Genomic DNA, 12,328 nt, shown 5'->3' with positions numbered 1-12,328 from the left:
CCGCCGGACCGGCGACCGAGGAGGACCCCATGAAGGCACTCGTCTACCACGGACCGGGCCGCAAGGCCTGGGAGGAGGTCCCGGACCCGACCCTCCAGGACCCCACCGACGTCATCGCGAAGGTCGACACGACCACCATCTGCGGCACCGACCTGCACATCCTCAAGGGCGACGTCCCCGCGGTCGTCGACGGCCGGGTCCTCGGCCACGAGGCGGTCGGCACGATCACCGAGGTCGGGGACGCCGTGACCGGGCTGAGGCCCGGCGACCGCATCATCATCCCCGCGGTCACCAACTGCGGGAAGTGCTCCTACTGCAGGAACAACCAGCCCTCCCACTGCCAGACCCTGGGCGGCGTCGGATGGGTGTTCGGGCACCTCATCGACGGCACGCAGGCCGAGTACGTGCGCGTGCCGTTCGCGGAGACCTCCGTGCACAAGGTCCCGGAGGGCCTCGACGACGAGGACGTCCTGTTCCTGACCGACGCCCTGCCCACGGGCTTCGAGATCGGCATCCTCAACGGCAACACGAAGCCCGGCGACACGGTCGCGATCGTGGGCGCGGGGCCGGTGGGCCTGGGCGCGGTCATGACGGCGAACCTCTGCGGCGCCGGGCGCGTCATCACCGTGGACCTCGACGAGAACCGGATGGACAAGGCCCTCGAGCTCGGGGCCACGGACAAGGTCAACGCCGGGGACCCGGACGCCGTCGAGCGGATCAGGGCGCTGTCCCCGGACGGTCTCGGCGTGGACGTGGCCATCGAGGCCGTGGGCGTGCCCCAGACCTTCCGGACCTGCCTGGACGTGGTCCGGCCCTACGGCACGGTGGCCAACGCCGGCGTGCACGGCAAGCCGGTGGAGCTGCCCCTGGACCGGATGTGGATCTCCAACGTCCGCATCAACATGGGGCTCGTGGACTGCCGCACCGTGGGCAGCCTGCTCAACATGGTCCGGTCCGGCCGGCTGGACGCGAAGGCGATGGCCACCCACCGCTTCACCATGTCCCAGATGGAGGAGGCCTACGAGCTGTTCGGCAACGCCGCGCAGCACCGGGCGGTGAAGGTGGTCATCACGGCGGACTGAGCGGCCGGCCCGGCGCTTGCTAGCGTGTGGCCGTGCGGACCGACAGACTCCAGAGCCCCCGGCAGCGCAGGACCATCGACCGGCTGGCCCGGTGGCTCGTCCGCGCCCACGGGACCGAGCCGGGATGGGACGCGCTCGTGCTGGACGTCCTGAGCGTGGGCCGGGACCTGCGCCTGCAGGTGCGGGAGGTCCGCGGGGACCGCACGACCCGCCGCCCCGTGGACGCCGAGGGCCTGCGCAGCACCCCGCGCCGGCTGGCCCGGGCCCTCCAGGAGGACTACGCCGACCTCGTGGACGGGTCATGGCTGTCCGCCACGCTGATCGTCACCGTGGCCGGGCGGCGCTGGCAGCGCCCCGGTGTGGAGCTCGTGCTCAACTACGACGACGACCCCGCCCTCCCGGCGCACGCCCCGCACCCGGTCGCCGCGGAGGACTGGCGCCGGCACCTCGGGCGCTACCGGAGGATGGACCGCAGGATCCCGGCCTGGCTGCGCGAGCGCCTGACCGCGGCCGGCCTCGACGTCCCGGAGCGCTGAGCGGCCGCTGTTCGCCCTGGGGGGAATGACCCCTTCCGGGGCGCCCCGCCTGTTCCCTCAGCATGCTGAGGGGTCTACGCTGGAAGCACCTGTTCACCGACCGGAGGGAGAGCCCATGGGACTCGGAGACAAGATCAGCAACGCCGCGGAGAAGGCGAGCGGCACCGCGAAGGAAAAGGTCGGCGACGCCACCGACAACCGCGACCTCCAGGCCGAGGGCCAGGCGGACAAGCTGTCCGGCAGCGCCAAGCAGGCCGGCGAGAACGTCAAGGACGCGGGCAAGAACTTCAAGGACGGAATGTAGCAGCACGGTTCAGCCGTCGAACCACCCGGAGGGCCCCGGTGTCGCAGTCGACACCGGGGCCCTTCGCCGCGCTCCGCCTCCCCCGCCGCCGCGAGGGGTCCCGTTCCGCCTCCTCCCACCGCGAGGGGTCGCGTCCCGTCGGAATGCGCCGCTCGTACCGGCAGATGCCGACCCGCCGGCACGAGGGGGTCGCGGATCGCGCCTCGTCACGCGACGGCGCACCGCCTCCCGGTTGCGATGGCACATCCTGGGTAGCCTGGGGCCATGCCGCAGACCTTCCCGGAGTCCCCGGAGTTCCCGCCCGGCTTCGAGGCGGAGCAGTGCGTCTGGGAGGCGCTGCGGGCGCAGCTCCCCGAGGACGCGGTGCTGATCTCGGGGCAGCGCATCACCGGGGACGAGGTCGAGGCGGAGCTGGACCTTCTCGTGCTGTGGCCGGGTGTGGGCAACGCGGTGATCGAGGTGAAGGGCGGGGAGGTCTCGGTCCGGAACGGGCAGTGGCACCAGTCAGGCCGGGGTGGGGCGCACCGGCTGAAGCGGTCGCCGCTGGAGCAGGCCCGGTCCGGGATGCACGCCCTCCTGGACTACCTGGCGCCGCGGCTGTCCCGTGGGGGCGGGCGGACCACGTTCTTCGCTGCCCTGCCCTACACGCGCCTGCCCGGGGACTGGGACGTCCCCGACGCCCCGCGGGACCGGCTGTTCGACCGCACCGACCTGGACGGCATCGCCGGACGGCTGAACCAGGTGCTGCGCCGCAGCACGCAGGCCTACCGCCCACCGGATGCGATCACCGTGGAGCTGATCGTCAAGAACCTGCGCCGCACCCACCTGTCCCTGTGCAACGTACAGGACCTCGCCCGGGAGCTCGAGGACTCCGGCAACCAGCTCACCCGGGAGCAGGAGCGCACCCTGTCCCTGCTGCGGTGGCAGCACCGCGCGCAGATCACCGGAGGCGCCGGTTCCGGCAAGACCCACCTGGCCATGCTCAAGGCCCGCCGGTTGACCCGCGACGGGCATCGCACAGCGCTCGTGTGCTACTCCCGGGGGCTCGCGCGGTACTTCGAGCTGATGTCCCGCGCGTGGCCGGAGGAGGAGCGCCCGGCGTACATCGGGCTGTTCCACCGGCTGCCCGTCGAATGGGGTGCGGAGCCCGGCGAGGACGACGACCCCGACTACTGGGAGCACCGGCTCCCCCAGCGGCTGCGGGAGCTGGCCGCCGCCCGTCCGGACGGGGACCGGTTCGACGCGATCGTCGTGGACGAGGGACAGGACTTCGGGGAGCTGTGGTGGGAGGCGCTGGTCCAGTGCCTCGAGGACCCGGACCAGGGCGTGCTGTTCGTGTTCACCGACGAGCACCAGCGCATCTTCGACCGGGACGGGCACGCCCCCATCGACCTCAACCCGTTCCCGCTGGACGACAACCTGCGCAACACCGCCACCATTGCCCGGGCCTTCGCCCCGCTGGCCCGGGAGCCGCAGCGGTGCCGGAACGGGGAGGGCCCGGCGGTGCGGTTCGTCGACGTCGAGCCGGGGGCGGTCCTGGAGCTTGCCGACGACTCCGTGGTCGCCCTCCAGGACGAGGGGTGGGACCCGGGCCGCATCGCGCTGCTGACCACCGGCAGGCGCCACCCGGTGCAGCGGGAGATCGTGGACACGGAGGGCTTCGGAGCCTACTGGGACGGCCACTTCGCGGAGGAGGACGTCTTCTACGGGCACGTCCTGGGCTTCAAGGGCCTCGAACCCTCGGCCGTGGTCCTGGCGGTCAACGGCTTCCAGGACATGGCCCGGGCCCAGCACATGGTCTACGTGGGCATGTCCCGCGCGAGGTCGCTGCTCGTCGTCGTCGGCCCCCGCGAGGTCGTGGAGGAGGCCGCCGGCCCGCGCCTGATGGCCGCGCTCGACGCGGGCGAGGCATGGCGCCCGCCCGCGGGCTGACCCGGAGCCGCCCCTGCCGGCGAGCCGGTCAGGTCAGGTCGCTGATCAGCCGCGCCAGGATGTCGTTCATCGCCAGCAGCCCGATGAGCTCGTTGCCCTGGACCACCACCAGGCGGTTGAACCGGAAGCGGGTCATCAGCGCCGCGGCCTGGTTCACGGACAGGTCCTCGCCGACCGTGACCACCGGCTTGACCGCGGCGTCGTAGACGTTGAGGAGGTCCACGTCCCCCTCCTCCGCCACGATGGCCTGCAGCAGCTCGCTGTAGCTGAGCAGCCCGTAGCCGTCGTGGGGGTGCTGCGGCTCCACCACCAGGCTCTTGACCTGGCGGGTGCTCATGGTCGACAGCGCCTCCCGCAGGGTGCTGTAGGGGGAGATGGTGATGACGTCGCGCACCATGACGTCCTTGACGGTCAGCACGGGGTTCCTCCTGGGAATCTCGGACGGTGGGAATCTCGGACGGAGTTCGTTCGGGGCTCGAACGGGCGTCGGGTCAGGCGCCCTCGCGGCGCATGTGCTCCTCGAACCGGGCGACCTGCTGCATGTCGATGCCCGTGAGGTGGTCGATGGGGATGCTGAAGGCGATGCCGCGGGAGCCGCCGCCGCCGCCGACGAGCAGGTCGTGCATCACCTTGAGGATGGGCGTGGCCAGGTGCGTGCCCACGACCATCAGGAGCACGGTCTGGGCGCCCTCGAACGTCAGGCCGAAGAAGGTGCGCTTGGTCTCGCCCCCGATGCCCTTGCCCGGGAGGATGGTCACCCCCGTGGCCCCGGCGCGCTGGGCCTGCTCGATGACGGTGTCCTCGAGCTCGTCGGGGGCGATGACCACCACGGCGGTGAACTTCATGTCGGCTCCTTCTGCAGGCGGGGGATCCTCTCCAGGATCATGGCGTACCCGAGCACCGAGATGATCGGGAAGATGGACGCGAAGGCGATCAGGCCGAAGCCGTCGATCAGCACGTCCCGGCCCTCGATCGCGCCCGCGAGCCCGATCCCGAGGGCGGTCACGAGGGGCACGGTGACCTCCGAGGTGGTGACGCCGCCGAGGTCGAAGGCGAGGGCCACGATGTGCTTCGGCGCCAGCAGGACCAGGACGATGACCACGGCGTAGGCAGCCATGATCACGTAGTGCAGCGGTGCTCCCACGAGGATGCGGTACACGCCCAGGGTGATGCCGACCGCCACGCCGACGGCCACGACGAGCCGGATGGCGGAACCGCTGATCCGACCCGGCGAGGCCGCCTCGGCCTGCTCGCCGATGGCCACCAGGGCCGGCTCGGCCATGGTCGTGGCGAAGCCGATGAGCAGGGCGAAGAGCAGGATGAGGGCGGGCGCTCCGCGCTCGATCAGCTGCTCCGCCATGATCGTCCCGATGGGGAAGAGCCCCATCTTGAGGCCGACGACGAACGCGTACAGCCCCACGAGGACCATCACGAAGCCCACGGCCACGCGCAGCGGGTGGGCCACGCCGCGCCGCAGCACCACGTACTGGAAGAACAGGACCACGAGCACCATGGGCAGCACGTCCCGGACCATCTCCGCGAGCCCCAGCACGTGCTCGAGGGCCCAGTGCACCGGGGCGCCCCCGGACCCGGCGGCGCCGACGGCCTCGGCGTCGGCGAACGTGTAGACCCAGATCCCGTACAGCTGCACGCCGATCATCGGCACCATGACGCACAGGGCCACGAGGCCGAAGCCGTCCGAGAGCGCGCTGCGGCCCCGGATCGAGTTGGCGAGACCGATCCCGATGGCGGCGATCAGCGGCACGGTGACGATGTTCGTGGTGACGCCGCCGGAGTCGTAGGCAAGCCCCACGATCTCCGGCGGGGCGACGTACGTGGCGACCAGGACGAGCACGTAGCCGGGCAGCAGCAGCCTCTGCACCGCCCAGCCCCGCAGGATGCGCAGGATGCCGAGGACGAGCACCGCGCCCACGGACACGGCGATGACGAGGCGCAGCACGAGGGCGCTGATCCGTCCCTCGCTGACGAGCTCGGCCTGCTCGGCCACGGCGATCAGCGCGGGCTCGGCGACCACGGCGGCGAAGCCGATGGCGAAGCCGAACGGGAGCAGCAGCCCCAGGGCGCCGCGGCGGGCGAACTGGTTGGCCAGGTTCTTGCCGACCGGGAACACGCTGAGGTCGAGGCCCTGCAGGAACAGGGCGATGCCGACGCCCACGACCAGCAGCCCGGCGACGAGCCGCAGGGGCTGCTCCGGGACCTCCCGGAACACGGCCAGCTGGAACACCACGACCACCACCACGATGGGCAGCAGACTCCGCAGGGCCTTCAGGAACTCCCGGGAGAAGTGCGTGAGGTGCTCCATGGGCGCTGCCGGACCTCCTCCGGGGGAGCCGCGGGCGGGGTGTCTCCCGCCAGTCTGTCGCGGCCGGCCCGGGGCCGTCTACCGGGTGCTGTCGGTGGCCTCGTCGGCGTCGTCGCCGGACTCGACGCCGGCGAGCTCCTCCTGGGAGCCGTGCCCGGTGCGCGCCCGGGTGCGGGCGTCGACGGCCAGCAGGGCGAGGACGACGACGCAGCCGGCCGCCGCCGCGAGCAGCTGGACCCACCAGTCCCCCTCGGGGGAGAGCAGCGTGCGGTCCTCGAGCTGCCAGGGCCACAGCGTGCGCAGGGCGCCGAGCATGAGCCCGGTGAGCGCCAGCATGGTGACGCGGTGGTGGTGGTCGAGGAGCCACTGCAGGCCCTTGACGATGACCACCATGCCCAGGGCCGCCCCGAGGAAGAACAGGGACAGGTAGCCGAGGTCGAGCTCGTCGACGGCCCGCAGCGTCGGCTGGTAGAGCCCGATCGTCAGGAGCAGGAAGGAGCCGGAGAGCCCGGGGAGCAGCAGCGCGGACACCGCGACCATGGCCGCGAGCACGATGAGCAGCGGCGCGGGGGCCACCGTGGTGGGCGGCACGGACACGAGCACGAACGCGAGCACGGCCGCGAGCGCCACGACGGCGGCGTCCCGGGCCCGCAGGGCCCCGCCCGCCAGACGGAGGGGCACTCCGATGGAGGCCAGGACCATGCCGAAGAACAGCGCCCGCATGGTGACGGGGTACTCCTCGACGAGGTGGCTCATGGGCCCGGCCACGGTGAGCAGGGCCGCGACCATGCCGATCACCACGGGCACCACGATCCGCCAGTGGACCCGGGCCAGGTGGTGCCGCACCCCGGCGGCGCGGTCGGGCCCGAGCAGCGCCCGCCTGCCGGCGGAGACCACGTGCCCGGCGGAGTTGATGAGCTCGTCGTAGATGCCGACCACGAGGGCCACGGTGCCGCCGCTGACCCCGGGGACGGTCTCGACCACGCCGATGAGCGCGCCGCGCACCACGTTGCCCGGGATGCTGCGGCGGACCTCCCCGCCGGGGGTGGTCGTGGCGGTGGTCGTGGTGGCCGGCGGTGTCGAGGGACGGTCCGGGGGCGACGAGGGCGTCACAGGTGCTCCTGGGCAGGGGAAGAGGGGACGCCTGCCAGGGTACCGGGGCGGGCGCCCGCCCCGGCGGCCCCGGGTGTGCCGCCGGACACGCGTGCGTAGACTGGCCCGACCGCACGAGCCTTCGACCCAGGAGCCCGCCATGAGCCCCAACCACGTCGGTTTCGCCCTGATCCTGCTGGCAGCGCTGTTCCTCGTGGGGAAGTGGTTGCGGGTCCGGGTGCGGTGGATCCAGAAGATCTTCCTGCCCAGCTCCATCATCGCGGGCTTCCTCGCCCTGCTCGCCGGCCCCCAGGTCCTGGGCCGGGTCGGGGAGGCCGCCGGGGTCGGCTGGCTCGCGGACGGGGGCGTGTTCACCCCGGAGATCCTCGAGGTCTGGGCCGCCCTGCCCAGCCTGCTCATCAGCGTGGTCTTCGCGACGCTCTTCCTCGGGGCGTCCATCCCCGGTCCGCGGCGCGTCGCCCGGCTCGCCGGCCCGCAGCTGTCGGTGGGTCTCGCCTTCGGCTCCGGCCAGTACGTCGTCGGCCTGCTGCTGGTGATCGCGGTCCTCGGTCCCCTGTTCGGGATCTCCCCCATGGCCGGGGCCCTCATCGAGATCGGCTTCGAGGGCGGCCACGGCACCGCGGCCGGGATGCGCCCCGTGATGGAGGAGCTCGGCTTCGAGGAGGGCGCGGACCTGGCCCTGGGCATGGCCACGATCGGCCTGGTGGGCGGCATCGTCATCGGGATCGCCGTCATCAACTGGGGTGTGCGCACCGGCCGCACCAAGGTGCTCAAGGGCAACGTGGAGCAGTCCGTCGAGGAGCAGAAGGGCCTCTACCGCCGGGACGAGAACATCCCCGCGGCCATGATGACCTCCCGGCCGGCCTCGATCGAGCCGCTGACCCTGCACGTGGCCGTGGTGGGCATCGCGATCCTCATCGGCTACCTCATCCTCACGGCCCTGCAGTGGGTCGAGCAGGCCCTCTGGGCGGACACCGTGGAGCTGCTCGCGTTCGTGCCCCTGTTCCCGCTCGCCATGCTGGGCGGCGTGGTGGTGCAGCTGGTGATGGACTGGCGGGGCATCGGCCACCTGCTGGACCACCAGATGATGCTGCGCATCCAGGGGCTCGCCCTCGACTTCCTGATCCTCGCCGCGATCGCGACCCTGTCCCTCACCGCGATCGCCGCGAACTGGGAGGTCTTCCTGGTCCTGTCCGTCGCCGGCGTCGTCTTCTGCACCGGCTTCCTGCTCCTCTTCGTGCCCAAGGTCATCCCCGACTACTGGCTCGAGCGCGGCATCGCGGACTTCGGCCAGTCCATGGGCGTCACCGCCACCGGCCTCATCCTGATGCGCATCGCCGACCCGCACGACGAGAGCCCGGCGATGGAGGCCTTCGGCTACAAGCAGCTGTTCTTCGAGCCGTTCTTCGGCGGCGGGCTGATCACCGCCGCCTCGGTGCCGCTGATCTACCAGTTCGGCCCGTGGCCGCTGCTCGTCGTGATGTCGGTGCTGTTCGTGGTGGCGCTGGTCGGCGGCATGGCCTACCGCCGCCGGCTCGTGGCGGCCGGCTCCGCCGACGCCGTGCACGCCCGGCAGGCCTGACGGGCCATGAGCGACGTCCTCGTGGCCACCGGTCACGGGCAGATGCCCGTCCACGTGGCGGTGCCCGACGGCCCGGGGCCCTGGCCCGGGGTGGTGCTCGTGCACGACTTCACCGGGATGAGCCAGGACCTGCGCCACCAGGCGGACTGGCTGGCGGGCGAGGGGTTCCTCGCCGTGGCCCCGGACCTCTTCCACTGGGGCGGCCGGCTCCGCTGCCTGCGCACGATCATGAAGGACATCGGCGCCCGCCGGGGACGCACGTTCGACGACGTCGAGGCGGCGCGGTCCTGGCTCGCCGCGCGCCCCGAGTGCACGGGCCGGATCGGGGTCGTCGGCTTCTGCATGGGCGGCGGCTACGCGCTCGCCCTCGCCGTGGAGCACGGGTTCTCGGCCGCGAGCACGAACTACGGCGGGTGCCCCGAGGGCGCCGAGCAGTGGCTCCCGGACGCCTGCCCCATCGTGGGCAGCTACGGCGGGGCGGACACCACGCCCCTGGGCGCCGACGCCGGCCGCCGCCTGGAGGGCATCCTCACCGAGACCGAGGTGGCGCACGACATCAGGATCTACCCCGGGGTGGGCCACGGCTTCATGAACGACCACGACCCCGAGGACCTCTCGCCGATGCTGCGCGTGCTCGGCCGGTTCAGCCGCACGGCCTACGACGACCCGGCCACCCAGGACGCCCGGCGCCGGATCGTCGCGTTCTTCGACCGGCACCTGCGGGAGCCGGCCGGTCCGGGCGGAGCGCAGGACTCCGAGGGCTGAGCACCCGGCGCGAGGACGCGCACGACACGGATGACGGTGTGCGACGACGAATTCGTGACGTGTTGTTGTTCACGCGCCCGGTCGGGACGGCCGTCACAGAACGCCGCCCTCGGGACCCCTCGGGCAACCGTTGCAGGTTGCCGACCGGACGGGGGTGTGACCAAGCTCAAGACCCGCGGGCCGTTTGTCAAATCGGGGTCGCTGCGCAGGTCGCCGCGGACAGTGCACCATGGAAGCACACACGAACGAAGACTTGATGGGAGGTGGCGGAATGACCGCTGCTGAGAAGTGGATGACCGACCTGAGCCAGATCCAGCCCGGTGACCGGCTCGAGATCTGGGACGAGTTCTACGAGAGCTGCGTCGGCACCGTGGGGCAGGTCTCGCACCCCCTGGGCGTTCTGTGGGTCCTCGAGGCCGGCACCGGCGTCCGCCGGCTGTTCTCCTTCGAGGACTGCCGCCTGCGCCCCGCACCCCTGGCCCTCGCGGCCTGACCGGACACGGTCCACGACGCCCGATCGGGCCGGTTCGCACCGGCGCCCGGTCGGGCGTCGTCGTGCCCTGGGCCCACCCGGCCGCGCACGGCAGGATGGACCCATGAGCATCCTCATCGGCCTGGACATCGGCGGCACCACGACCCACGGCCTGCGGGCCGAGGACGGCCGCCCGGTGCAGGAGGCCGTCGGCGGCAGCGCCAACGTGCAGAACATCAGCCCCGCCCAGGCCTCCCGCGCCCTCGCCGGCGTCCTCGGTGAGCTGGGCGCCTCCGCCGCGGACGTGGTCGTGGCGGGGGCGGGCGGCGTCGACACGCCCGCGGACGCCGAGGCGCTGCGCGCGCTCATCGCCCCGCACACGGGTGCGGCGCGGATCGTCGTCGTGCACGACACCCGGCTGGTCCTGGCCGCCGGCGGGTGCAGCACCGGCATCGCGGTCATCGCCGGCACCGGCTCCGCCGCCTGGGGCGCCGCCCCGGACGGCCGGGAGGCCCGGGCCGGCGGCTGGGGGCACCTGCTGGGCGACGAGGGCAGCGGCTACTGGCTCGGCCGGGAGCTCGTGCGCCGCGCCCTCGCCCGGCTCGACGACGGGCTGCGGCCCGACGCCCTGGACCGGGCGGTGCTGGCGCACTGCGGGATCCCCGAGCCCGGTCAGCTCATCGAACGCTTCCACAGCGGCGCGGACCGCGGGTTCTGGGCCGGGCTCTCCCGGGTCGCCTTCGAGGCCGCCGCGCACGACGACGACGCCCTGCAACTGGTGGACCGCGCGGCCGGGGCGCTGGCCGACCTCGCCGCCACCGTGTCCCGGCGGCTCGAGCTGACCGGCCCGGTGGTGGTGGGCGGTGGCCTGGCACGGCACCAGCCGCTGCTGCGGGACCGGCTGCAGCAGGCCGCCGCGGCCCGTGGTCTCGGGGAGCTGCGGGTGCTCGAGCGCGATCCCGTGCACGGCGCCCTGCGTCTCGGCGAGCGCCGGTGACGGCAGAGCCGCCGGGGAGCCCTACCCTGAACGGGTGACCACCCTCGCTCCCGCCCGCGGCCCCCGGCTGCGCCCGACCCTCTACGTGCTGGCCGCCGTCGTCTCCGTCCAGTTCGGCGGGGCCCTCGCCGCCGTCCTGGTGCCCCTGATCGGGGCGTCCGCCACCGTGACCATGCGGCTGCTCATCAGCGCCGCGATCATGCTGGCCGTCATCCGGCCGCGGCTGCGCGGCCGGAGCCGGGAGGCGTGGCGGTCCGGCCTGTTCTTCGGAGCGGCCCTGGCCGGCATGAACTTCGCGTTCTACCAGTCCCTGGCCACCCTCCCGCTGGGCGTGGCCGTGACCATCGAGTTCCTGGGCCCCCTCGCCCTGTCCGCCGTGCTCTCCCGCCGCGGCCGGGACGTCCTCGCCGTGGCGGCGGCCCTGGGCGGGATCGTGCTCATCTCCCAGGCCCTCACCGTGCCGTGGGCGGAGCTCGACCTCGCCGGCATCGCCTGGGCGGCGCTGGCCGGGGCGGGCTGGGCCGCCTACATCCTGGGCAGCCGGTCCGCGGGCCGGCACTTCGACCAGCTGGACGGTCTCGCCGTGGCCCTGGTCGTGGCGGCGGTCCTGGTCACCCCGGTGGGCGTCCTCACGGCGCACGTCCCCGCCCTGACGTGGGGCGTGCTGGGCGCGGGGGTGGGGATCGCGATGCTCTCCTCCGTGGTCCCCTACTCCCTCGAGCTGCTCGCGCTGCGGGCCATCCCGCCCAAGGTCTTCGGGATCCTGCTGAGCCTGGAGCCCGCAGTCGCGGCCCTCGCCGGGCTGCTGGTGCTCGGGCAGGCGCTCACGGGCCTGCAGCTCGTGGGCATGGGCCTGGTCGTGACCGCGAGCGCCGTGGTCATGGTGGGCGGGAGCTCCCCCGAGCTCGCCGCGGACGCCGCGGCGGACCCGGCGGCCCGCGAGAACTGATCAGTCCCCTGTTCAATGTCGGACGGCCGTGATGGGATGGAGACCATGGAAGCCAACGAGATCATGGACCGCATCCGCTCCGCCCGGGACCACGCCCTGGAGCAGGAGCGCGAGGAGCGCAGCAACATCGAGAACGCCGACACCGCGGACAAGCAGGGCGCGGCGAGCGTGCGCCTGGCCACCCGGCAGGCCGTGCGGGAGGCCTTCGACGACATCCTCGGCGAGAGCACCGACCCCGGGCAGGACAGCTGAGCGCCCGGACGGCCGCGCGCC

14 protein-coding genes are annotated in these 12,328 nt (G+C 73.0%); 10 read left to right on the top strand and 4 right to left on the bottom strand.

Features of this window, described 5'->3' with window-relative positions:
• Window positions 1-29: 29 nt before the first annotated feature.
• The 4 genes from AC6CH6_RS13160 to AC6CH6_RS13145 all read left to right on the top strand — a co-directional run bounded on the left by AC6CH6_RS13160 (window position 30) and on the right by AC6CH6_RS13145 (window position 3,854).
• Window positions 30-1,082 (top strand): zinc-dependent alcohol dehydrogenase family protein, encoded by a 1,053-nt coding sequence (locus AC6CH6_RS13160; RefSeq protein WP_368795255.1) that lies wholly within the window; start codon window positions 30-32, stop codon window positions 1,080-1,082.
• A gap of 32 nt (window positions 1,083-1,114) precedes the next feature.
• Window positions 1,115-1,618 (top strand): hypothetical protein, encoded by a 504-nt coding sequence (locus tag AC6CH6_RS13155; protein WP_126350465.1) that lies wholly within the window; start codon window positions 1,115-1,117, stop codon window positions 1,616-1,618.
• A gap of 115 nt (window positions 1,619-1,733) precedes the next feature.
• Window positions 1,734-1,922 carry a CsbD family protein gene (locus AC6CH6_RS13150; protein WP_035925348.1) on the top strand — a complete coding sequence of 63 codons (189 nt, stop codon included), beginning with the start codon at window positions 1,734-1,736 and terminating at the stop codon, window positions 1,920-1,922.
• 264 nt (window positions 1,923-2,186) lie between these two features.
• Complete coding sequence (locus AC6CH6_RS13145; RefSeq protein ID WP_498255462.1) at window positions 2,187-3,854, top strand: NERD domain-containing protein; 1,668 nt, start codon at window positions 2,187-2,189, stop codon at window positions 3,852-3,854.
• Window positions 3,855-3,882: 28 nt separating this feature from the next.
• Here AC6CH6_RS13145 and AC6CH6_RS13140 read toward each other — a convergent pair whose 3' ends face one another.
• The 4 genes from AC6CH6_RS13140 to AC6CH6_RS13125 all read right to left on the bottom strand — a co-directional run bounded on the left by AC6CH6_RS13140 (window position 3,883) and on the right by AC6CH6_RS13125 (window position 7,290).
• Window positions 3,883-4,272 (bottom strand): CBS domain-containing protein, encoded by a 390-nt coding sequence (locus tag AC6CH6_RS13140; protein WP_498255461.1) that lies wholly within the window; start codon window positions 4,270-4,272, stop codon window positions 3,883-3,885.
• Between the two features lie 73 nt (window positions 4,273-4,345).
• Window positions 4,346-4,699, bottom strand: a complete 354-nt coding sequence (locus AC6CH6_RS13135) for a P-II family nitrogen regulator (protein ID WP_498255460.1) — start codon at window positions 4,697-4,699, stop codon at window positions 4,346-4,348.
• Window positions 4,696-6,177, bottom strand: coding sequence for a DUF1538 domain-containing protein (locus AC6CH6_RS13130; RefSeq protein ID WP_498255459.1), 1,482 nt, complete (start codon window positions 6,175-6,177; stop codon window positions 4,696-4,698). Before AC6CH6_RS13130 ends, AC6CH6_RS13135 begins: the two co-directional genes overlap by 4 nt.
• 78 nt (window positions 6,178-6,255) lie before the next feature.
• On the bottom strand, window positions 6,256-7,290 hold the full coding sequence (locus AC6CH6_RS13125) for a DUF368 domain-containing protein (RefSeq protein WP_095649911.1): 1,035 nt from the start codon (window positions 7,288-7,290) through the stop codon (window positions 6,256-6,258).
• Window positions 7,291-7,429: 139 nt separating this feature from the next.
• Between AC6CH6_RS13125 and AC6CH6_RS13120 the strand changes: the two genes are divergently transcribed.
• From AC6CH6_RS13120 to AC6CH6_RS13095, 6 genes are all read left to right on the top strand, one after another.
• Window positions 7,430-8,872, top strand: a complete 1,443-nt coding sequence (locus AC6CH6_RS13120) for a sodium/glutamate symporter (RefSeq protein WP_109244261.1) — start codon at window positions 7,430-7,432, stop codon at window positions 8,870-8,872.
• 6 nt (window positions 8,873-8,878) lie between these two features.
• Complete coding sequence (locus AC6CH6_RS13115; RefSeq protein ID WP_498255458.1) at window positions 8,879-9,637, top strand: dienelactone hydrolase family protein; 759 nt, start codon at window positions 8,879-8,881, stop codon at window positions 9,635-9,637.
• A 271-nt stretch (window positions 9,638-9,908) separates the two neighbouring features.
• A complete protein-coding gene (locus AC6CH6_RS13110; RefSeq protein WP_035925329.1) occupies window positions 9,909-10,130 on the top strand; it encodes a hypothetical protein in 222 nt (73 codons plus the stop codon).
• Between the two features lie 103 nt (window positions 10,131-10,233).
• Window positions 10,234-11,106 carry an N-acetylglucosamine kinase gene (locus AC6CH6_RS13105; protein ID WP_498255457.1) on the top strand — a complete coding sequence of 291 codons (873 nt, stop codon included), beginning with the start codon at window positions 10,234-10,236 and terminating at the stop codon, window positions 11,104-11,106.
• A 34-nt stretch (window positions 11,107-11,140) separates the two neighbouring features.
• Complete coding sequence (locus AC6CH6_RS13100) at window positions 11,141-12,055, top strand: EamA family transporter (protein ID WP_368812103.1); 915 nt, start codon at window positions 11,141-11,143, stop codon at window positions 12,053-12,055.
• 45 nt (window positions 12,056-12,100) lie between these two features.
• A complete protein-coding gene (locus AC6CH6_RS13095; protein WP_035925322.1) occupies window positions 12,101-12,307 on the top strand; it encodes a hypothetical protein in 207 nt (68 codons plus the stop codon).
• The last annotated feature ends 21 nt before the right edge of the window (window positions 12,308-12,328 follow it).

The sequence above is a fragment of the Kocuria sp. GQ42 genome, from assembly GCF_059758435.1.
The sequence above is the reverse complement of the archived record's forward strand: the minus strand, read 5'-3'. Positions and strand labels throughout refer to the sequence as shown.